General features: G+C 35.5%; 21 protein-coding genes. 9 read left to right on the top strand and 12 right to left on the bottom strand.

The genetic code is table 11. The features are described from left to right. The first annotated feature begins 84 nt into the window (after positions 1 to 84). Positions 85 to 1050 (top strand): trypsin-like peptidase domain-containing protein, encoded by a 966-nt coding sequence (locus HVN35_10590; protein NYB52990.1) that lies wholly within the window; start codon positions 85 to 87, stop codon positions 1048 to 1050. A gap of 114 nt (positions 1051 to 1164) precedes the next feature. On the opposite strand, the gene HVN35_10585 is transcribed toward HVN35_10590, so the two are convergent. The 5 genes from HVN35_10585 to proS form a co-directional block, all read right to left on the bottom strand. Further along, on the bottom strand, positions 1165 to 1980 hold the full coding sequence (locus HVN35_10585) for a zinc ribbon domain-containing protein (GenBank protein NYB52989.1): 816 nt from the start codon (positions 1978 to 1980) through the stop codon (positions 1165 to 1167). Between the two features lie 167 nt (positions 1981 to 2147). Next, a complete protein-coding gene (thiD, locus tag HVN35_10580; protein NYB52988.1) occupies positions 2148 to 2900 on the bottom strand; it encodes a bifunctional hydroxymethylpyrimidine kinase/phosphomethylpyrimidine kinase in 753 nt (250 codons plus the stop codon). Beyond that, on the bottom strand, positions 2901 to 3569 hold the full coding sequence (cofC, locus tag HVN35_10575; GenBank protein ID NYB52987.1) for a 2-phospho-L-lactate guanylyltransferase: 669 nt from the start codon (positions 3567 to 3569) through the stop codon (positions 2901 to 2903). It abuts the gene before it with no gap. Positions 3570 to 3677: 108 nt separating this feature from the next. After that, positions 3678 to 4370: a hypothetical protein gene (locus HVN35_10570; GenBank protein NYB52986.1), complete on the bottom strand. Its 693-nt coding sequence runs from the start codon at positions 4368 to 4370 to the stop codon at positions 3678 to 3680. 127 nt (positions 4371 to 4497) lie between these two features. After that, entirely contained in the window at positions 4498 to 5904 is a 1407-nt protein-coding gene (proS, locus tag HVN35_10565; GenBank protein NYB52985.1) for a proline--tRNA ligase, read from the bottom strand. A gap of 477 nt (positions 5905 to 6381) precedes the next feature. Here proS and HVN35_10560 point away from each other — a divergent pair, with 477 nt between their 5' ends. The 3 genes from HVN35_10560 (at position 6382) to rpiA (ending at position 8888) form a co-directional block, all read left to right on the top strand. Further along, the gene (locus HVN35_10560) at positions 6382 to 7428 is read left to right on the top strand and encodes an NAD(P)-dependent glycerol-1-phosphate dehydrogenase (protein ID NYB52984.1); all 1047 of its coding nucleotides are present in this window, start codon (positions 6382 to 6384) and stop codon (positions 7426 to 7428) included. Between the two features lie 110 nt (positions 7429 to 7538). Next, a complete protein-coding gene (locus HVN35_10555) occupies positions 7539 to 7970 on the top strand; it encodes a UPF0179 family protein (protein ID NYB52983.1) in 432 nt (143 codons plus the stop codon). Positions 7971 to 8168: 198 nt separating this feature from the next. Next, positions 8169 to 8888: a ribose-5-phosphate isomerase RpiA gene (gene rpiA / locus HVN35_10550; GenBank protein NYB52982.1), complete on the top strand. Its 720-nt coding sequence runs from the start codon at positions 8169 to 8171 to the stop codon at positions 8886 to 8888. 685 nt (positions 8889 to 9573) lie between these two features. Here rpiA and HVN35_10545 read toward each other — a convergent pair. The 4 genes from HVN35_10545 to HVN35_10530 all read right to left on the bottom strand — a co-directional run bounded on the left by HVN35_10545 (position 9574) and on the right by HVN35_10530 (position 12995). Then, on the bottom strand, positions 9574 to 10173 hold the full coding sequence (locus HVN35_10545; GenBank protein ID NYB52981.1) for a hypothetical protein: 600 nt from the start codon (positions 10171 to 10173) through the stop codon (positions 9574 to 9576). A 237-nt stretch (positions 10174 to 10410) separates the two neighbouring features. Beyond that, positions 10411 to 11217 (bottom strand): metal ABC transporter permease, encoded by an 807-nt coding sequence (locus HVN35_10540; protein ID NYB52980.1) that lies wholly within the window; start codon positions 11215 to 11217, stop codon positions 10411 to 10413. Between the two features lie 16 nt (positions 11218 to 11233). After that, positions 11234 to 11980, bottom strand: a complete 747-nt coding sequence (locus HVN35_10535; GenBank protein ID NYB52979.1) for an ABC transporter ATP-binding protein — start codon at positions 11978 to 11980, stop codon at positions 11234 to 11236. Between the two features lie 130 nt (positions 11981 to 12110). Next, positions 12111 to 12995 (bottom strand): zinc ABC transporter substrate-binding protein, encoded by an 885-nt coding sequence (locus HVN35_10530; protein NYB52978.1) that lies wholly within the window; start codon positions 12993 to 12995, stop codon positions 12111 to 12113. 152 nt (positions 12996 to 13147) lie between these two features. Here HVN35_10530 and HVN35_10525 point away from each other — a divergent pair, with 152 nt between their 5' ends. Next, positions 13148 to 13540 carry a CopG family ribbon-helix-helix protein gene (locus HVN35_10525; GenBank protein NYB52977.1) on the top strand — a complete coding sequence of 131 codons (393 nt, stop codon included), beginning with the start codon at positions 13148 to 13150 and terminating at the stop codon, positions 13538 to 13540. A 224-nt stretch (positions 13541 to 13764) separates the two neighbouring features. On the opposite strand, the gene HVN35_10520 is transcribed toward HVN35_10525, so the two are convergent. Further along, on the bottom strand, positions 13765 to 15885 hold the full coding sequence (locus tag HVN35_10520) for a thioredoxin domain-containing protein (GenBank protein NYB52976.1): 2121 nt from the start codon (positions 15883 to 15885) through the stop codon (positions 13765 to 13767). A gap of 206 nt (positions 15886 to 16091) precedes the next feature. Next, positions 16092 to 16280, bottom strand: coding sequence for a tautomerase family protein (locus HVN35_10515; GenBank protein ID NYB52975.1), 189 nt, complete (start codon positions 16278 to 16280; stop codon positions 16092 to 16094). A gap of 542 nt (positions 16281 to 16822) precedes the next feature. Here HVN35_10515 and HVN35_10510 point away from each other — a divergent pair. The 3 genes from HVN35_10510 to HVN35_10500 all read left to right on the top strand — a co-directional run bounded on the left by HVN35_10510 (position 16823) and on the right by HVN35_10500 (position 20894). After that, entirely contained in the window at positions 16823 to 17284 is a 462-nt protein-coding gene (locus tag HVN35_10510; protein ID NYB52974.1) for a hypothetical protein, read from the top strand. Between the two features lie 201 nt (positions 17285 to 17485). After that, positions 17486 to 19753, top strand: coding sequence for a PAS domain S-box protein (locus tag HVN35_10505; protein NYB52973.1), 2268 nt, complete (start codon positions 17486 to 17488; stop codon positions 19751 to 19753). 766 nt (positions 19754 to 20519) lie between these two features. Continuing rightward, a complete protein-coding gene (locus HVN35_10500) occupies positions 20520 to 20894 on the top strand; it encodes a hypothetical protein (protein ID NYB52972.1) in 375 nt (124 codons plus the stop codon). A gap of 360 nt (positions 20895 to 21254) precedes the next feature. Here the strand turns inward: HVN35_10500 and HVN35_10495 are convergent, their stop codons facing one another. Next, positions 21255 to 21893 carry a tetratricopeptide repeat protein gene (locus HVN35_10495; GenBank protein NYB52971.1) on the bottom strand — a complete coding sequence of 213 codons (639 nt, stop codon included), beginning with the start codon at positions 21891 to 21893 and terminating at the stop codon, positions 21255 to 21257. 173 nt (positions 21894 to 22066) lie between these two features. On the opposite strand from HVN35_10495, the gene HVN35_10490 reads away from it, so the two are divergent. Further along, complete coding sequence (locus HVN35_10490; GenBank protein NYB52970.1) at positions 22067 to 22621, top strand: manganese efflux pump; 555 nt, start codon at positions 22067 to 22069, stop codon at positions 22619 to 22621. The last annotated feature ends 450 nt before the right edge of the window (positions 22622 to 23071 follow it).

Below are 23071 nucleotides of genomic sequence, written 5' to 3'. Positions count from 1 at the left end.
TCACCTTCAATTGCAAGTAATCAGAAAAAACCTTCTGATAAAAAATCGGCTCTGGGAAATAATAAACTGATTATTGCAGCTGCAGTGGTGATTTTAGTATTAGCAGCTGCAGGTGCTTACGTTCTTTATCAGCCAGCCGCCACTTCACCACAAAACGCCACAGTTTTCCTGGTTTCTGCTGTTTCAGGAGCTGCTAAAGTAACTGATCCCACAGATAATAAAACTTATGATGTTACAGTTGATTATTATGGAATTTCGGCAGGTTCTGGCTTTATAATCACCAGTGATGGTTACATTGCCACAGCTGCTCATGTTGTTGGGGATCCATGGGATCTGCAGAAAAAAGGGGTTATCCGGAGAATGAATGATGATGATTTAAAATTCTATGTGGATAAAGCAGCAGTTTACATTTTCCTGAAGAAAGCCCACCCAGAAATGGTAAGTAGTTTAACTGAATCTGATTTAGATACATTGACCAACCAGTTTATGAGTGCTGGTGCTGTTAAGGCCACAAAATATGAAAACAACATCTATGTCAGGGGCCCCGCATTTCCAGAAAGTGCTAACAATCCTGTCCAAGCTAGATTGATTGATATGGGAGATTCTTCCACTGAAAGGGACGTGGCAATTATAAAGGTAAATAAAGCAAGTAAACTACCCTACCTACCCCTAAGCAACCAGAAAGTTAATGTGGGTGATAGTGTTCGCATATACGGTTATCCCACAGAGCAGTTTGCTTTCTACAGTAATATGAAAACAGAAGGAGGAAGTAAACAACTCTGGAATAGTATTTACACCGCTACCCTGACCAGTGGCATTGTAAGTGCTGAGAGACCTTCAACCAAAGGTACTGTGTACTATCAGACCGATGCAGCTGTAGACAGTGGTAGCAGTGGAGGTCCTGTCTGTAACAACAACAATCAAGTGATCGGGATTCTAGTAGAAGGATTTGAAAAACAGGGCTTCAACTTTTTCCTTCCCTCAGAATACGTGATTAACATGTGCAAAGAAAATGGGGTTAATGTGGGAGGTTCAATACTCCCCTTTTAATAGCCAATTTTTTTTTATTCCCTTTTATTTATCTTTTTTTAATCTATACCTATACAATGCTCATAATCTGTTCATAAATACAATTTTTAATTAAGTATTTGTTATCTTAGTAAACTAAATCTGTTTGAGATACTTGTTTTTTATTTCATCATACTCTTCTTGAGTTATAGCACCTATGTCCATAAGTTCCTTGGCTTTTTTAATTTTCTCCACTGGGTCCACATCTTGAACAGGTTCCTTGAGAGGAGATTCCCCTGTTTGTGGTATTTCGTCAGTTTCTGACTCAGAAAGATTTGATTCAGCAGATGGTTTTAAATGTTCTGGAACCTTTATTTCAGGAACATCTGGAGTTTTTTGTTGTTCTGCAGGTGTTTCATCAGATTTTGATGATGAAGGCTCAGCAATATCCTCTTCTGTGCCAGGTTCTCCTGCAACTAGATCCGGAACATCTTCAGTGGATTTTTCAGGAAAGTCTTCAGTAACTGAAGATGCAGGTTCGGATACTTCATGAGCTGGGGAAACTTCAGTTTCATCTTTTACCCCGGGTTCTGGAACACTCTTCAGTTGACTATTTTCCGCTGCTAGATTTTCCTCAAATTTATGACCGCAGATTATGCAGAATTTGGCGTTTAGCTTATTTTTCTGATTACATGAGGGGCATACTTTATAATCAGCACCTTCCTCACTTTCAGTTACTGGTGAGGGTGAAGCTTGTTGAGTTTTTGTGCTGCTTTGCACTGGTTGTACTCCAGGTGTTTCTTCCTTAGGCAGGGGCTTACCGCAACCCACACAGAATTTAGCCTTTGGAAGATTAGCTGTCTGACACTCTGGACAGTTAAAAGTATGCATTTCAACCTTCTTTTCTTCATGTAACGTTTCACCCCTCCTTTTTGCCTCTAATCTTCTTCTAATTTCATCACTGGAAACCATAAACTCACCTCTATCCTTTGTTTACGACAGATTTAACCATTAAATTAACCTCTAAAAAAACATAATTATTAATTTTATATAATTTTTTATTATTTATTTTTATATCTAATCGACTATAATTAACTCCATATTTTTTATATTTTACTCATAATATTATAGACTATATTTTATTTATCTATTTGCACATGGTACTGATTAAGGGTACCTCGTTCACCCTTTAAAATGGCCTTCTTAGTGAAATCCGATGCTAAATTAATAGATTCCTCCATTGAAATACCCTTAGCCATAAAAGCTGTTATGGCTGCGGAGTAGGTGCATCCGGAGCCATGGGTGTTTCTGCTTTTTATGATCTCACCATCAATCACTTTTAATGACCCGTTGAAAAAAAGATCTCTACCTTTCAGGTGACCTCCAGTAACCACATTTGGGCACAGCTTTCCAATTTCAATAGCTGCCTTAGCAGCATCTTCTTCATTTTTAATTTCGATACCTGTCAGCGCCTGGGCTTCATGGATATTGGGTGTAATTAACTCTGCTAATGGTAAAAGTTGTTCTTTTAGTGATTCTGCGAGTTTTTCCTCGGATAAAACTCCCCCAGAACCTGCAACCAGCACTGGATCAACCACCAGCTTTAAATTGTACTGTCGCACTTTACTGGCTACCTTTTCCACAATTGCAGGAGAATATAACATTCCTGTTTTGGCATATTGAATATCTTCAACCTCCATTACCAAATCAATCTGTTCAGCAACAAATTCGGGGTCAACAGGTTGAATCCCACTGACTCGATTAACATTCTGAGCAGTGAGGGCGGTGATTACTGCCGTGGGAAAAACTCCCAGAGCCTGGAAAGTTTTAGTATCTGCCAGAACACCTGCACCACCAGAAGGGTCAAAACCAGCAATAGACAAGGCGATCATTTACCTTTCCACCTTCAGTCTTTCAATTCCATGGTTGGATTTAACCCGAAGACCTATGCTTTTAAGGAAACGGCTGGTTTCAGTTCCAGAACCATGGAGCATGATTTCTCCCAGATCTTCAGCAGTGTTCACATCCAGTGAAAGGTAAAAAGAATCATATATGTATCTGTGCAGGCCCGCTTTATCTGCTTCTTCAATATGCTGGAAAAAACTACAATCCCCGAATTTCATTTTTATTCCATTGGTGGGGCATATCAGAGCATTGGTTCCCCCACCTTTTGCAGGTGCAATGATCACTGGCCATTTTTCTGCCAGTTCAACCATTTCCTGGGCCTGATTGCGGCGGATGAGTGGTACGTCTGAAGGTATAATGAGAACCTGGTCTGCGTATTGGGAGCTGTAATTTACGGCTTGGGTCAGTGCACCATTTAGGTCTGTTTGGCCTTCTTCTTCCAGACATGTGACATTTAAATTCTTAACAAAATTAAGCACGTCTTCATCGGAACTTATAACAACTATTCCATCTACACTACCCCTTAATGCCCTAATAACATCCTTCAACATGGCTTTAAGAAGATTCTCCCTCTCAAGCGGAGTAAGAGTAGGGGATAATCTGGTTTTTGCCTGTGAAAACCGTGACACAGGAATTATTGCAAATGTTTCTTTCATGCTATCCGATTTTTGTGATTTAATCTTTTTAAAATAGTTTCTAACTATATTCATTTTTTTAAAGAGTAATTTGGAAAAATTCTAATAATAAAGCCTTAATTGTATTTTTCATATTCCAAGTGTGGTTCTCAACCACTGTCTTAAAGCAGCCAGCCAGTTACCCACCTGAATACTGCCCGAATCAGCACTACTGGACATATTTTGAATTTCCTCTGAACTTATGTCGAAACGGGTCATAACACTTTTTTTAGCTATTTCCAGCTTTTCATTTAGTTGGTAGTATTTAATTTTTTGACTTTGAACTACTGCCATGGCTTCACCAGAGTAAACATCAACTTGTCCCTTGCTGACTATTATCCATATCTGAAGTTGAGATTTAGTTGCATTTTGAAGGTCTGAAGGGTCTGTGGTGCTTATTATCTGCATTATTTGATTAGATGCCATGCCTGATGGGTTCAATGTTGTTCCAGGGATTGCTTTTGTCTCGGGTTCCATGCAGTAAGCTTTTACCGTATCATTGCTGTTAGGAGTGATTTTTTTATCTTCAATAATAACCAGGTTTTGTGATTCCTTACTTTTCAGAATGGTGCCTTTATCCACTACTAATGGTTTATTACCCTTATTGCTAATGGTTACATTGTGGGGTATGGTTCCGGCAACGGTTTTTTGAATGATTTCTGCTTGATTATTATCGTAGGCCTGTTCGAGTGTGATGCCCCCTCCAGAAAGGAAGCTGGCCATCCCACAACCTCCAGCAAAGACAAGCACTGCCCCTATTAATATGATTAACCGTATGTTCATAGTAAATCCCTTTACTATATTTCAATTGGTAATATTTTCCAATTCTTATTTCCAAGCTCTCAATGAAGGTATGGGTTTAAAGAAGCTTGTAAGATGTTAATAAAATTTTTTGAAGTATTTAGACACTTTAATATGTTTTTGCTAGAAATGCTAAGTTAATAGCTTTCTGACCACAGTTTATACACTTTTCATCCTTTGAATTTTCACTGAAACCTAAAATGTCAACCCGGACATAATCTTCAATTTTTTTACCGCAGGATTCTTCCCCACACCAGTGAAAAGATATGATTCCCTTTTTTTCAGATAGGATATCTTTAGCTTCTTCTAAAGATGTGGCAGGTCTAATATTTTCCTGGAATTTCACCCAGGCACTGCTTTTAAGATTATCTGTGATTTGTTGCAGGATCTTTTGCACATCACCAATGAGGGTTTCTTCCTGATAATCAAGAGTTTCTTTTTCCATGGTATCCCTGCGAAGTATTACCATCTTTTTATTTTCAATATCTCTGGGTCCGATTTCCAGACGTAGAGGCACACCTCTCATTTCCCATTCATAATATTTTTTCCCGGCTCTTAGATCTCTCTCATCCAGATGAACCCGGATACCTGCCTTTTTTAATCGATCTTTAACCTTACTGCAAAAATCAAGTACTTCTTGCCTTCCCTTTTTAAAGAGTACTGGTACAATTACAACCTGATAGGTGGCAACGCTTGGTGGGAGTACCAATCCAGAAGGATCACCGTGAATACCAATTATTGAAGCTATAACACGGTCTGATAAGCCGTAACATGTCTGGTAAACATGCTCATGCTCACCTTCTGCTGTTTCATAGGTTATGTCAAATGTTTTGGCAAAGGTCTGGCCCAGGTTATGTACTGTTCCTATCTGCAGGGTTTTACCATCAGGCATAAGGGTGTCGAAGGCCATGGTGTAATCTGCCCCTGGGAATTTATCCCATTCAGGACGGCGGGTGATTAGATAAGGTATTCCCAGCTGGTCAAAAAAGGTGCTGTAAATTTCAATGGCCCTTTCTACTTGTTTAAGTGCACCTTCAGAATCCTTATGGATGGTGTGTGCTTCTTTAAAGGTTGTGATCTCCCTTACTCTTATAAGGGGTCTGGTGTGCTTAGTTTCATAACGGAATGTGTTAACCACCTGATAGTATCGCATAGGTAAGTCAGTGTGAGATCGAACCCAAAGGGCGAACATGGGATACATGGCAGTTTCACTGGTGGGTCTAAGTGCCAGTTTCTTATTTAAAGGAGTTAAACCTCCATGTGTTATCCAGTAAACTTCTTCCTCGAATCCCTTAACATGAATGGCCTCCTTTGCCAGTTCATCTTCGGGTATCAAAAGAGGGAAGAGAACTTCTTCATGATCCTCATCTAAGATATCCTTAAGTAAATTAAGGGCATGTTTTCTTATTTTAAAGCCCTGTGGCTGCCAAACATGCATCCCCTTGATAGGGTAACGTGTGTCGATTATCTCTGCTTCTTCCAGTATATTATGGAACCATTCGCTGAACTTGGACATTTCTTCACCAGTATAAATGTTCTAAATTTTATATTAAATTTATTAAAGTATCCATTTTTAGACTATATTCTTATATGGCTATGTGACCATGCCATTCCACAACAATCTAAGTTACATACTTTAGATGATTTTAATTGACAATTCTAATGTCTGGATTTATATATTACCTTTACTCCTTATACTAGGTTTCTAATAATATAATTCTAGGACTATAATATATGGATTTAATAGTATTATAAGGATTAAAATTACAGCAGCATTCAGATTAGTGTAATAGAACAATTTAAGATTGAATTATAATAAATGTTTTGCATCAATAAATCCGAGATATACTACATAAATATTAAAAAATCTTCCTCTGATTTTTCTAACCAAAATAAGGCAAGAATTAAATGATTTTCCTCACAAATTTAAATCAAAAAATATTTTATCTGTTAACCTAAAAATAATATCAGTTTTTTGGTAAAGGAGATTTACATGGATTTTAATCGAGTTAAATTACCACGAGAAATCCACAGTGGCCCAGGTGTTATTAAAGAAACCGGGTCCATATGTAGAGATTTGAAACTTAAAGGTAAAATATTGGTGGCTAGTGGCCCAAAAACAATGAAAATTGCCGGAGAAGAAGCCATAAACAGTCTTCAGGACCATGACTTTGAAGTGGATACCATTATCATAGAAAAACCCTCATATGACGCCATTACCCAGGTTCAGGACTCTATGGATAATGTAAGTGCAGTTTTAGGTGTGGGTGGAGGTAAAGTGATTGACGTAGCTAAGATGGCAGCCACTCAATCAGATGCTCACTCTGTTAGCATTCCAACTGCTGCTTCACATGATGGTATTGCTTCACCCCGGGCCTCCATAAAAAACCAGGGTGGAAGTGTTTCCCTAGCAGTTGAACCACCAGTAGGAGTTATTGCCGATACTCAGATTATCAGCCAAGCACCTTTTAAGCTCCTGGCAGCAGGTTGTGGAGACATAATATCCAACTACACTGCCATTTTAGACTGGAAACTTGCCCATCGTTTGTTGAATGAAGATTTCAGTGATTCTGCTGTTGCTTTATCCTTGATTACAGCTGAAACCATGATCAAATCTGCAAGTGCCATAAAAGAGGGGCTGGTGGAGAGTGCAGCCATCGTGGTGAAGGCTCTGATCTCCAGTGGCATGGCCATTAGCATAGCAGGTAACAGCCGACCTGCCAGTGGGGCTGAACACAAATTCAGCCATGCTTTGGATATTATAGCTCCAAAACCAGCCTTGCACGGTGAACAGTGCGGTGTGGGAACCATAATGATGATGTACCTTCATGGTGGAGACTGGGAGTTCATCCGTGATACTCTCAAAACTATCAAAGCTCCTGTAAATTCACAGGAACTTAAAATCGAACCAGAATACATTATTGAAGCCTTAACTCAAGCCCATAAGATTAGGAAAGAAAGATATACAATTTTGGGAGATAGAGGTCTTACAGAGGAAGCTGCACGTAAAGTGGCTCAAAAAACTGGTGTTATTGAGTAGTAATAAATGTTAGATACAAAAAATAAATTTACCATCACCACCAATTATGAGTTAATGATTGGTTTATAAACTATTATTATTAGTGATCCAATTTATATGGAGAAGATGATATGATAACCCTCATTGGGACTAACTTAGCTGAAAAAGGACTTATATTCAGGCACTATGGTGCTGCCAGCCAGTGCGAAAAGTGCCGCTTCAAGAACACCTGTATTGAATCCCTGGAAAGTGGTAGGATGTACCGGATCAGACAAGTAAAGAACACAGAACATCCCTGCCCAGTTCACGAAGGAGGTAAAGTCAAGGTAGTTGAAGTTGATAAAGCCCATATTAAAGCAGCTATTGATTCCAAGCGTGCATTTGAAGGTTCAAATATCATTTTCTCCCCTCCTGATTGTGATGAAAAATGCAATTTGAGAGAATTATGTTTTCCAGAGGGCCTGTATAAAGAGGATAAATGCAAGATAAGCAAAAAATTAGGAAAGCCTCCTGAAAAATGTCCTAGAGGACATAATTTGACTTTGGTTCTTCTAAAATATTAAACCGTTTTTCAAATTATAATTTGAGATAATCCTAAAGACCATTAATCTTATAAAGACATTAAGAATCCAATCAACGGAATATTTCCAATGGGACATTGAAGTTCTGTGAAAAACTTATAGATACTAGCTCTAAAAACGATAACAATATTAGATTATAATAAATTTTTAAAAATTTTTTTAAATAGGGAGATAAAATACATGCACCCGAAGAAAGAAGTAGCCTGGGAAGCTGCCCAGCTTTTAGAAGATGCTAAAAAAGAAGTTGCTCATGAAGCAGCTATGATGGTCTCTGATGGACAGGTTCTGGGACTCGGGACCGGATCAACTGCCCATTACTTCATCCTGAAACTTGGAGAAAGGATTAAAAATGAAGAACTTGAACTAATGGGGATACCAACCTCTTATCAATCTTTTTTCCTGGCCAGGGACTGTGGAATACCTGTAACCACCCTTGATGAACATCTACCCGACCTGGCTGTGGATGGTGCTGATGAAGTAGATCCCGATTTGAATCTCATAAAAGGTGGTGGAGCTGCACACACTTTAGAAAAGATAGTTGATTCTGCAGCCAGTAAATTCTTGGTTATTGTGGATGAATCTAAAGAAGTTGATAAACTTGGGGATTTTCCGGTGCCCATTGAAGTCATACCATCTGCTTACCGGCCAGTTTCAGAACACGTGAAGACATTAGGTGGTTCACCTTCCCTTAGGATGGCTCAGATGAAAGATGGACCAGTAATAACTGATAACAATAATTTTATTGTGGATGTTCAGTTTAAAGAGATAAACAACCCTCAAGAACTGGAAAAAACACTTAACAATATTCCAGGTGTGGTAGAAAATGGAATCTTCGCCGGAGTAGCTCATCAAGTTCTCATTGCCACATCAAAGGGAGTAAAATCTTTTAAAAAACCATAAAAGAGTATTTTTTAAAAAAAAATCTTGTGGATTTCATGATTTAATCTTTTCAAATTAACCACTTTAGAGAAAACTTTGATCAATTAAATAAAAAGATTAAAAGATTAAAAAGTTCAATTCTATCCTAATCATAAGTCCGTTTAGACTTGAATTGATTTTAAACAGATATGATTTATTTTAAATAGATATAGTTTAAATAAAAATGATTACAGAGCAATTACGACTCCGAGCAGTGATGTAAAGAAATTAATAGCCAAAGATATCAAAAAAGCCTTTTTATAATCAGTTTCCAGTAAAATTTTAATAAATATTGTTTCTACAACTACAACTGTAATCTCTATTAAAAGAAGGTCATGGCATAGATAAAGATAAGTGAATGTTGCCAATGGCAGAGTTATTGAATTGATTAGCAGAGAATATAAAAAAAGAATTATTCTATTTTCTCTTTTAAATAAACATAAAATTAAAAATTCAATAACTACTGTTAGTATCAGAGATAGAAAAAGGTCAAACATAGTTTTATAGTAATAGTTAATTGTTCTATAATGTAAATCGTTGTAAATCGTCAATTAATGAACAAATAGATCATATTCATTGAGGATCATTATTATATATATTTTCTTGATTGTATTCTTGATATAAAAGACCATTTATTTGATGAACATTGAAAAATTGATTATTTGACTTATTTATTTGGTCTTCTCCTTATAGCAATAAATAGAATGATTATTAATGCTATAATTGGTAGTAGGATGAAATAAATGTAATAGTCCCAGGAAGGTGGAGAATCAGGTGTGGGAGTCTGATTCTGGTTCTGGAAGGGTTGTTCAACAGTCTGACCATTAGAATAACTGTAGATAATCTTATCTTTTTGGATATCCAGATTGTTACCCTGAATGGAGTTAATTTTAAGGATTATAAGAGCAGATTCTAGTGGATTGCTAAGGGGAACAGTTCCATAAATACCTTTTAATTCCAAGTTGGAGCGTGCTACTCTTGAATCATTATTTAAAAAGGACGATGCTTGATTTTCATCCATCTGATTCATTTTCAGTTCATTATAAACACTTTTAGGTACAGCATAAATGGAACAAACGCTCAACTTATAAAAACTGAATGGGGAGGAGTTTAAAACTTCCATTGAAGGGTTAGGGCTGCCATGAAGGATGAAAACATAATCAGGGTAACTTTGGATGTTGCTGATCTGGTAAGTTAAGGGGATGTTCTTCTCACCCGGATTGATTACATCAGCAAAGGAGGTGCCAACAACAACCAGCAAAACCAAAAATAAAATCAGAATTTGAAAGCTACCCCATAGTTTCATAACATATTTTAAGTTCCATTAAGTTAATATTTTTTGGGTTTTTCTATTATTCAAGGAAATTTCTTTAGAAAAATAATTAAAAGAATATATGGATGCTAATCAATCTAAATTCTCTCTAATTTATCTAGAAAAATTATAGGTTTGAGAAGTAAAGATATTTATTGATTTAAATAATTTTTAACAGAAAAAGATGGTTTTTTAAGATTCCTTAATTTTTTGAATTATCAGGGAACATAAGAATCCTATGCCCAGTACCAGAACAATGGTTGCCCCGGAAGCTAAATTAAATAGGTATGAAATGTACAAACCTCCAGTAGTGAGTATCATTCCCAAAATTACAGCCAAAATCATCATCCGCCTTATATTATAGGTGTATTGTTTGGCAATGGCTGCAGGGATGGTCAGAAGAGCTATGACTAAAATAACTCCCACAACTTTTATCATTACCACCACTGACAGAGCCACTAAAGATAAAAGTAGTAAATAAAAGGCTGTGGTAGGCATGCCAACCACTTTACTAAATTCTTCATCAAAGGATATTCCCTGAAACTCCCTCTGAAACAGAATTACTGAAATTATGATGATTATATCCAGTGCCATCATTATAAAAAGGTCATTTACTGGTACAGTGAGTATACTTCCAAAAAGGTAGCTCATGAGGTCAGGTACATAGCCAGGGGTAAGGTTGATGAATATGATTCCAATAGCCATTCCCAAGCTCCATAAAATCCCTATAGCTGTGTCTTCACTGATTTTAACTTTTTTACTGGTTAATCCCATGACAAGTGCGGATATTACACTGAAGGGTATGGCAGCCAGTATAGGGTTAACTCCCAGAAAATATCCCATTCCAATACCACCAAATGCAGCATGGGAAATACCACCACTTATAAAAACAATCCTCTTTATAACCACATAAGTTCCCACCACTCCGCAGGCTACACTAACCAGAACTGCAGCCAGGAAGGCATTCTGCATGAAAGTGTATTCCAGGATTCCTGTCACTTGAATCACTAATATTTTAATGTTTTTTCAAAACTCTATGGGGAATTCCGTGGCTGAGTAAATCAACAGGACATTTATACATTTTCTCCAGGGATTCTGCTGCATATTCCACTGCTCCGTGGTAGAATAGTGTTTTATTTAAACATGCTATATTATCCACATGAGTGGAAACTGCTCCCACATCATGACTTACCAGTATTATGGCCATCCTCTCCCTGAGCTTTGATAATAGCTGGTAAAATGAATTCTGCATTTCAGGGTCTATACTGGCCATTGGCTCATCCAATAACAACAATTTAGGATCGCGTGCCAGGGCACGGGCTATAAAAACACGTTGTTGTTGACCCCCTGAAAGTCGGCTCATCTGCCGGTCCTGCATTTCAACCATACCCACCTCTTCCAGGACATTCAAAACTTTCTCCCGGTCTTCTTTGGTATAATTTTTCATAACACCCCGGTATCTTCCGGACAATACCGTTTCAAAAACATTTATAGGAAACTCAGGGTCGAATGATACGTGCTGAGGAAGGTAGCCAACAGGATTTGCCGGATTTCCAGGTTTGTGCCCGAAAACTCTTACTCTACCCTGGTCTGGTTTTACAAGACCCAAGATTATCTTCAAAAGAGTGCTTTTACCTCCTCCATTAGGACCTATTATGGCTAAAAAATCATTTTCTACAATTGAAAGGTTAATATCCAGGAGTACTGGCTGTTTATTAAATGCCAGAGTCACATTCTCTATTTCAACTGCATTAAGCACCATTTATTTACACCAAATCCAGTTTAGGGTTTGAATATTAGTATTATCTTTTAAGGAACATTCTTCTTAGGATCTTATTAGAATATTTCATTAATCTTCGGATATGCTCTCTTTGGATATGCTCTTTTAACATTCAAGTACTGGCGAAAGATTCTGCTACTTTTTTCATGTTTTCCAAGTAGTTTTCACTGAGCGCATCCACAATTACCACTCTTCCACCAATTTCATTGGCAATTACCTGGGCATTACTGGTTGAATACTGTGGGCTGATAAATATAACCTTTATGTTCTCACGACGAGCCTGATCCACCAAGTTAGCTATACCCTGGGGTGTAGGTTCTTTTCCCTGGGATTCTATTGATATCTGTTTTAAATTATAATCTTTGCAAAAATAAGCCCAAGCAGGATGATATACCATTATTTTAGTATTGTTTTTCCCAGAAAGTTTCTGAGTAATATTCTTATCAAGTTCATCCAGCTGTCCAAGATATGCATCTCTGTTTTTAGTATAATAATCCTTATTTTGAGGATCCATTTCAACCAGACTTCGGTATATGTTTTCCACCATGATTTTGGCATTTTCAGGTGAAACCCACACATGTGGATCACTGCCTTCTTCATGTTCAGCCATATTGGGAATTAATTCAATTCCATTAGACGTGTTTACTAATTTCATTTGAGGGTTTATACTGGCCAGTTTATCCATCCAGGTGACTTCAAATTCTATTCCAGAACCTACCTGGAAATATATCCTTGCATTTTGAACCTGTTTCATCTGGTTAGGGAGTGGTTCATAGGTATGTGGATCGGAACCCGGAGGTACCAATACTGTAACATTTACTTTTTCTCCACCCACTTTTTCAACAAACTCCTTTTGAGGGCCAACTGTAACCACTACTCCAATTTTGCCATTATTAGATTGTGATTGACCATTTCCAGTCAAAATATAGATGGCAATTGCTCCTAAGAGAACTAGAATTAGTAAAGAAAAAAGGATGTAAATAGCTTTTCGTTCCATTTTGGCACCGAAATACAATTTTTTCTGTATTTAGTTTCAAATTTCTATGATCAAAGTTTGATTGATGGAAAAATTATAGTTTTATTAATATTTATAAATTTTCTTAATAAATATTAGCAATGTTTTTATAGCTAATTATTAATAATAGGCTTATGACCATCATTAGTGTGTCCTTATCCGAGAAATTACTTGAGGAAATAGATGCCCTGAAAGATGATGTTGGATTTTCTGGTCGGAGTGAAGTTTTCAGAGCAAGCACGCGGCTTTTAATAGCTGATAATGAGGAAAAAAAGAGTCTGAAAGGTTACATTCATTCGATTCTTATATTAATTCATCATCAGAAATCTGAAGATAAGGTTACCCAGATTAAACATAATTTTGAAGATATCATCAACACCCAGATCCACAGTCACCTGAAGGAAAACCAGTGTTTGGAACTTTTCATCTTGGAAGGGGATGCAAGCAGAATTAGAGAACTTTCACGTCTTTTAAACCAGAATATAAAATCACTATATTCAAAACTGGTTCCTTTACCTCAAGAATAATACAAATCCTAAAATTGAAAAATCCTTAAAGGAGATTTCTCCAAAACCATAATATTAAGTAAATTAAGTTAATCTTGTTAAAAAATCTAAATTCAATCTACTATCATCTCTTTAGTTGAAGGTTAATACTTTAATCAATTAAAACTTTGTATTAATCCTTTTTTTAAGATCTAGCGATTGACTTGTGAAAGGTTTTTTATCCTTCATGGAACCTGTTTAAAAGATTAAAACTTGTTTAAAAATTTGAATAAATCCTCAACATTATTTACTGGAGCATGACAAGTTCCATTTCCACATACATAGGCTGTAACTTGGTTATTTACAATATTTTTGTGTTTTAGAGATTCAATTAAGTTATTTAGGAAAATATCCTCACTGTCTTTAAGAATTATACTAGAGTTAGGAAGAAATTCCTTTTTAAGGGCATTCAACATATTTGTGGTGTCCGGGTGTTTTTTATCTCCCACTATTACTATCTGAAATGATGGGCCCATCTTTAAGATGGTTCCACATAGAAACATGGTAAATGCTGATGGAGAACTTATTATTCTGGATGAGAAATATTTCTCCAGAGAAATGGCTGTTTCTCTAAGTTTTATATCTCCAGTTAAAAGGTGCATTTTTTCAAGGTTAAGCATCATTACTGAATTTCCTGAGGGTAAAGCCGTGTCATAGGCATCTTTTTGTCTCACTAATATTTCAGACGCCTTATCTGATGTGAAAAAGAAACCTCCACCTTCATTATCCCAGAAATGTTTCATCAGTGTTTGCTTGAGATCCATAGCCAGTTTGAGGTATTCTGAATAAAATGTTGCCTGGTATAGTTCCAGCAAACCCCAAATTAAATAGGCATAATCATCTAGATTTCCTTCAACAGCAGCTTCACCATCCCTCCAGCGGTGAAATAATCCTTTCCCTATGAAAAGGTTGCTTATAATAAAGTTTAGAGCTTCCTGGGCTGCCCTGATATAATTTTTCCTGTTAAAAACTTTCCCTGCAATGGCTAGAGCAACAATAACCAGACCATTCCAGTCTGTGAGTATTTTATCATCTTTATGGGGACGTACTCTCTCTTCACGAGTTTTGAATAATTTATCCCTGGCATTTTCCATTCTCCACCAGAGTTGTTCTTTTTTTATTTTTAAATCTGATGAAAGTTCAGTCCATGATTTTTCCCTGTGAAGTATGTTTTTATCTGTTTTTTTACCGGTAGATTCATCATTATAATTTCCATCCTCATATACACTGTAAACATGGCAGAATAGTTCACCATCTTCCGGCCCTAGTAACTCCATTATTTCCTTCATGGTCCATAAATAGAATTTACCCTCTTCCCCTTCACTGTCTGCATCTTCAGCAGAGAAAAATCCACCCTCTGGTGACTTCATATCCCTTAATAGATATTCAACTAGTTCTTCAGCTGTTTCACGATACTTGAGTTTTCCTGTGATCTGAAAGCTTTCCGTGTAGGCAATAATCAAAAGTGCCTGGTCATATAACATTTTCTCGAAGTGAGGAACTATCCATCTGGGTTCTACACTGTAACGGTGAAAACCGAAACCTATGTGGTCATATACACCTCCCCTGCGCATGGATTCCAGTGTTTTTTCCACCATTTCTAGAGCTTCTTTTTCACCGGTGCGTTTCCAGTACCTGAGGAGGAAAAACAAATGTTGGGTTGTGGGGAATTTCTGATAAGTTCCGAAACCACCATACTTCTGGTCAAAACTATCAATTAATATCTGGTAAGTTTTTCCAAGTACCTGCTCACCCAGTTCTTCTTTTGAAGTTTTCTGTGAAATCTGTTGTAGAGAACTCGTTATATCTTCAGATGATTTCAATATGTCACCTTTTTTGTTTTTCCATAGATCTCTGATATTTAAAATTATATCTTTAAGTCCCACACCTCGAACACCAGTTTCTTTTGGGAAATAGGTTCCTGCAAAGAATGGTTTTAAATCAGGTGTCATTACAATTGTTAAGGGCCATCCACCACTTCCCGTGATCATCTGGCTGACAGTCATGTAAACACTGTCAATATCTGGTCTCTCCTCCCGGTCTACTTTAACCGAGACAAAGAACTGATTCAAAAGTTCGGCTATTTCAGGGTCTTCAAAAGACTCCCTGGCCATCACATGACACCAGTGACATGTGGAGTAACCTATAGATAAAAAAATCGGTTTATTCTCTTTTTTAGCTTTTTCAAAAGCTTTATCACCCCAAGGGTACCAGTCCACAGGATTATTTACGTGTTGGAGTAAGTAGGGGCTTTTTTCATTTTTTAGATGGTTGTAAAAAGTATCAGATTTAGGTGTGGAAACTTTAGGTGCTGATTTATCAGGCATTTTCTAACCAGGGCATATTTTTTATTATAAATTCACTTAATTTTTGGGAATTTTTTTTTGAATGATAAGTTTTGGAATGATAAATTCTCATTTTCAAGAAAATTGCGAATTTTTTAAGTGAATTAGGCAATTATGAATTAGAAGGTTTTTTAAAAATTTTCAAAAAATTATGAGATGAATTGAATTATAATTGAAATTTTTCCAATTCATTTTTCCCGATCACACAATAAAATATCTCCAACACCCACATTCTCTGATTCAACCTCTCTGATTATTATCACAATTGCGGAAACCGGAAGGTTCAATATTTTACTGGCACTTTTAGCAAAAGAGTTAACTAACTCTCTTTTCTGTTCTTTGCTCATGGGAGGAGCATCTATAGTTATCACCGGCATACAATCACCAATTTTAAATTTTGTTTATTAAATGTTCCTACTGAATTATATACTGGCCATGACCCATAAACTTATTTGCTAAGTAATCATTACCCTCTAAGAGTTTGCAAAAAATAAAAAAATGAGAAACTAACTAATATGATTCTTTTGGTATACATCCAACAGTAATTATATAGAGATTTCTCAAGGTTTTACGATAGCACATATATCTTCCTAGTAGAGTTTAAAAAAATAATAAATTGATTTTTTATGATCCTAGGTTTTCAAGTGGGTTTTGTATTATAAACCTAACAAAAATTTTGTGGTATTGATATGACAGGAAATACTAAATAGACTTTGAATTATTTTTTTAAGAATCATTAAGTTTATTTTGTTTAAAATTTCTAAATTTTCGCTGAAGAATTATCCTTTTAAATAAAATTGCACCCATAACATAAAATACATTCTAGAGCAACATGATCTATTTTAATATTTATTTTAACAAAAAAGAAAGTATCAGAGTTATTAGATGAATGATATCAAAAAATTTGCCAAGTGTTAACATGAAAAAAAGTTCAGATAATTTAACTTATGATCATCAAGAATCAAATGGTGAGTTAAGGGAGGAGAGCCCTCCTTCAAAACTAAATAAACAGATTGAAGAGTTGAAAAAAGAAATCAGCAAAAAAGATTCTGAAATTGAATATTTGAAAGAAAAATTAACCAACAATCAGCAAATCCTTCTTGATGTGATAGAGGATAAAAAGATCCTTAAAAAGCAGATCAGTGAATTTGAACTTAAAGAAATTGATTTAAGGCTTAATAACTTCCATGATCTCCAAAGGAAACAGCACCAAACCGAGCATCGCCTATTTGTTACCAAAAAAAAGCTGGATGAAGCACGGAATGAACTTGAATTCAGAAAGAAAATCATAGAGGACATGGAAAATCGTGGAATAATGGATTACATCATGGGGAACTATCCTGAAAGTTATGTGAATTATAAAAAACGTGGCAATGATTAAAATTTTGAAACTTGGATCATGGTTGCTTCGTTAAACGTTAATATTGCGAAGTAACCTATAAACTTACTACACTTGATATCAAACATCAATTTCGTATTATTTTTTCGACTTATCCAAATTAACCTCTTAAATAGCTTTCGATTTCTCACCTTATAGCAATTAATACATGTTAAGTATAACCAATTGAAATTGGTAATTGTTGTGTCAGACTATAAAATACTAATTGCTTTAGAAAACACTTTAGAATCTGAAAAAATTCAGGAAATACTATCTCCCAGAGACTATAGTACTACCATTTTCAACTGGGAAAATACATCTAATAATAAAAAATCTCTTTTTAACGATTTAAAGGATATTGATCTAATTTTAACGGATTCGAAATTTAAATACGATAAAAATTTTTTTACTCTTATTTTTGATTTAATGAAAAAAAAAGTTCTTTCACTGATTTTGATTACAACAACTGAAGAACATAGTTTCAAAGGCGAATTTGATTTGAAAGAAGACATTATATCTCTTAAAAAGCCTTTTAATTCTCGAGAACTTATTTTAACATTAGAATTAGCTCTACACAAAAAAAAGATGGAAAATGCACTTCATGATAGCGAGGATAAATACCGCCTTTTAGTTGAAAATGCGGACGACCCCATAGCCATTATAAACTATGAAGGTGAGTTTATCCTTGTAAACAGTAGTGCTGCCCGTTTTTTCGGTTGTGATAAAGAGGATTTTCTCGGGAAAACCATGTGGGAATTATTCCCAAAAGAATACGCTGATCCACAGATGAAAAATATAAGAAAAGTTATTGAAACTGGTCAGGGTACGATTATTGAAAGTAAGACCATGATTCGGGGAAATGAGTACTATTTCAGTACCAATATTCAACCCATGCCTGTTAAAAATGGTGAAACAGGTATGGTACAGCTAATAGCTCGAGATATAACCCCCATGAAGGTTTTTGAAAATGCTCTAAAAAAGAGTGAAGAAAAATTCCGCGAAGTTTTTAACAAAGCCAACGATGGCATATCCCTTCATCATGTTGATGAAAATGGCTATCCAGGTAATTTTGTTGAAGTTAACGATGTTGTATGCGAAAGATTAGGTTATACTCGTGAAGAACTTCTTAAAATGGGACCCATTGATATAATCAACTCGGAAACTAAGGCTCTTATGCCAGAAATTCTAGAACAATTAAAATCTTCTGGTAGAGCAACATTCGAAGCTATTCAAGTCAGCCGTGATGGTGAGTTGATAACCACTGAAATCAGCAACCATCTTTTCACTCTTCAGGGGAAAAAAATGATTATGGCCGTTTCTCGGGATATTTCACAGCGGAAAAAAACTGAAGATCAATTACTACGGATTTTAGCTGGAATTGAGAACACAACAGATGCCATTGGCATTTCAATGCCTGATGGTTCTCATTTTTATCATAACCAATCCTTCAATGAATTATTTGGTTACTCTGTAGAGGAATTAAACGTCCCTTTAGGTCCAGTTAAGTTATTCAAAGACCCAGAACTCGGATTGCATATATTCCAGACCATCATGGCTGGTAATGATTGGAGTGGTGAGCTGGAGATGGTTGATAAATCTGGTCGAGTTTTCCCAGCCTATATCAGGGCTAATAGTATAAAAAATGAGAAAGGAAAAGTTATAGGATTAATAGGTGTTCTAAATGACATCACTGAACGTAAAAGAGTTGAATATGCCCTGAAAGTTAGTGAAGAGAAGTTCAGAACACTGGCACAGACTGCTGTGGACGCTATTGTGATCATTGATAGGGAAGAAAAAATTATCTTTTGCAACAAAAGCCTGGAAAGAATTTTTGATTACCGTGAGGAAGAAATTCTAGGGGAGTACTTGGACACCCTCATCCCTAAAAGGTATGTTGAAGATTTTCAGTTCAAATTAGATTATTTTCATGAGCAAAACCTGGAAAAAGGTAACGTTTTCGAGTCCTTCGGAATGAGAAAAGATAGAAGTGAGTTTCCACTGGAAATGTCCCTTAACACTTGGACATCTGAAGGTGAAACATACACTACCTTCATTATTAGGGATATAACCCAGAGGAAATTAAATGAATTTAAATTGAAAATGAGAGAAGATATATTCCAGTTGATGTCACAGAATATTGATGAAGTTTTCTGGATTATAGATCCACTTACTGGCCAGATACTTTACATGAGCCCTTCCTATCAAAAGATATGGGGGCAAACCATTGAAAATCTCTATCAAAATCCTAGATCCTGGATAGAATCCATGCATCCCCAAGATAAAGATAATTTCATTAGTTATATATTTGGAAAAAATGGATCAACCGACCGGGAAGGAATTAAATGCAGAGTCTTACGCTCTGATGGGAATGAAAAATTAATTAAAGTACGGGCATTTCCCGTGATTAATGAAAATAAAGAAATCTATCGTAGAATAGGAATAGCTACTGATATATCCAAAAGCAAAGATTGATCAATCCTTAATTTAACCTAAAAAAACCTTTTTAAGCTCAATGCAAAGAATATTTATCGAACTCTCGTTTTTTTTAAATCTTGAACAAATAGCAGGATGTTTTTCCTGGCTAAATGAATTGAATTAATATAAATCATTTATTACAAGTAGATTTTCATGAACGAAATTATTTTGGTAGTTCCTATATGTTTTCACCATTAAATCAATTTTCATAGCCCATTATGACTACTAAGACTAAAAAATGATATTGAATTTATTACTATTATCACACTTATGTGATATGTTTCACCATATTGATTGAAAAATATAATTGTTTGTGACTAGACTTAATAGATTGAGGTAGTAATCCAGACATGTATCGAGCAACATTACCCTAACATGTGAATCTTGGCCCAAAAAATTTATATTCTTCCTTACTAAACCTGGATTATTACCTTATCCACCGCCCTAACGAACCCCAAGTCCTGAAGAGGAAAAAATCCGCCGCCTTTCCTTTTCAGGACTTCTATTTTTCAATTTAGTTAAAAAAACCATATTATATTTTTGCACTACTTTTATAAAACGAACAATCGAAACATAATTAAAAAAAAAAACTTCCCTAAATTTACCTAAACCATGTTGATTTTTATAATAATCAAAAATTTTCTTTACTATTTCAATGTTAGATTAACTGAATAACTTATTAGTATTCAAGGTGAATCTTATATATCCAAAGACAATTTATAATACATTCAAACCATAAATAAATGTAATAAAGGGTATTATTATGACAGCACCAGATGACATTCAAGGACTGGAAGGCTTTAATCGGGTTTGCCCTGAATGTGGTGTAGCAAATCCTGATGAATCAGATAATTGTATAGTATGCGACCGGGATTTAACCAATATAGTATTATTTTTAGAAGATGATTCTTTCGACCTCGAGATAACTAGTAAATGCTTAATAGAGTACCGTAAAAATTTTTGGGGTACTGATAGAACAGGAAAGGTTATTAGATATCCTTTGAATAAAATAAGCAATATAGAATTTGGTTCACCGATTACTAGATTTAAATTTGATTATAAAGGTAAAAGACATGTTATACCCCTTAAAAAAGAGAATATGGAAATATTAAGACAAAAACTCCCCTCCCTACTATAACCTCATGCTATAATTGCTATAACTATAATTGCTATAATAATATTAAGCATAATAATATTAATTAAATATAATCTAATTAAAAAAATCAATTTGATTCGATCACAAGATTTAAATAGTAGAATCTCAGTATATTGAAATGTGTGTTTACTACACACCAACCCCCCTCTAGGTTTCAACTTACTAAACTCTATTTTTGTTGAAACCAGAAACATGCTTCCAGAGATATGAAGCCATTTTTCCCCCCTACAACCCCCCCTAATCTCTGGAAGCTTAATTTTGACTTAATAATAAAAATGTATTTTTTAATATTCATTAGTATTTCTTTCTATACGGATATCTTTCTATATGGGCATAAATAGACTAAAATTTATTTCTGTCTTCATCATCACCCATCTTCATTTTTAATTCAAAAATTAAAGCCCAAGCCTCCTCAACTTGAGGACTAAGACTGTCAGATGCTAGTTCAATGAATTTTTCAAGGGATTCAATGGCTTGTTCATACTGTCCAAGAAAACGGTGGGCAGATCCTTTACCAGCCCATGCCTGAGCATTAAGAGAATCTAACTCAACAGCACGATTAAATGATTCTAAAGCTTCTTCATATTTCCCTATACTGAATAAAGCAGTGCCACGATTATTCCATGCTTCATGGTTCTCCGGGTCCAGTTTCAGGCAATGATCAAAAGAGTTTAAGGCCTCATCAAACCTTTTCTGGGCAGCGTAAAGCACTCCCAAATTGGACCATGCCTGAGCATTCCCTGGTTCAAGATCAAGGGCCACCTCAAAAGACTCCATAGCTTCGTCCTGAAGCCCAATTCGCGAAAGAGCAACACCCCGATTATCCCAGATCTTACTATTATCAGGGTCAAGTACCAGGGCCTCATCAAAATATAAAAGAGCAGCCTTATAATTTTCTATTTGAAAAAGTTCAACACCTTTTCGAAATAAAAGTATCATCTCCTCGTGTTTCTTATCATCATTTTTCTTGCCAGAATTCATAGCATCCAACTGCCATCACCTGATAACTCTCATCATTTATCTATTTGCTAAAATTTTTAATATTTCTAATTTTCCTAATATTATATACTAATTTAATCATTCATTAAATTATACTTAGAATAATTTTATTTTTTAAAAGAGAGTTTTTAAGGAATGAATTATACTACTAGATTATGGATATTTTTTCAATGTTTTTTCTGGCTGTTGGTCTTGCTATGGATGCTTTTAGTGTGTCCATTACCAGAGGTATGATTCTAAAATGTCATTTGAAATATGCATTAACCATTGCCATATTTTTTGGAGTTTTTCAGGCCCTAATGCCAGTAGCTGGTTGGCTGGCAGGTTCCCAATTAGCAGCCCTGGTTGAGCTCTGGGCTCCCTGGATCGCCTTCACCCTCCTGGTAATTATTGGGGGTAAAATGGTTTATGAGGGATTCTCCCATGAGGAAGAAGCGGAAATATGCCATATCTTCTCCATAAGAGACATTTTAATCCTCTCTGTTGCCACCAGTATTGATGCTTTTGCTGTGGGAGTGACCTTCGCTTTTTTAAACACACCCATCCTACTACCAATACTAATTATTGGCCTGGTAACATTCTCAATGTCATTTATAGGTGTTTATCTGGGTAAACAGGTAGGCCACCTATTTGAAGGTAAAATTGAGATACTGGGAGGGTTTATTCTAATAGGAATTGGCTTAAAAATTCTCATAGAAAGCCTGCTTTGATTAAACATTAAAAATTATCAACATCACGAGAATTTTATTGTCCTTTTAAACTGCTGAAACCATGTTATAAGATTTTTTCTAGTTTTAAATCATTTTAAACGTTTTCACCAGCTTCTCTGCTATTTAAAGAATTTATTTTCGTGTTAAAGGGAATCTTCTAATTAGAATGATTAAATGAAATTATAATATGAATTCAACTCAAGGGATTTTTTAAAATGTGGGCTCTGTCCAAAACTTGGGGGATTTCAAAAATCATGAAATGACAATAAAATATTTCTATTCTCGTTTAAACACATCATTTTCTGAAATAAAAACCTAAAAATTTTTATAATAAGTGGAGCATAGTATTTTGTATGGTAAAAACAAAAAAACTTGCTCCAATTGAGAGTTTGTTTGATCAGAGTTATAAACTTTCCTATTTTTGTGAAGATTTATCCAAATTTGTTGAAA

This window comes from Methanobacteriaceae archaeon (assembly GCA_013403005.1).
In the GTDB taxonomy this organism is placed as follows: domain Archaea; phylum Methanobacteriota; class Methanobacteria; order Methanobacteriales; family Methanobacteriaceae; genus Methanobacterium.
The sequence above is the reverse complement of the archived record's forward strand: the minus strand, read 5'-3'. Positions and strand labels throughout refer to the sequence as shown.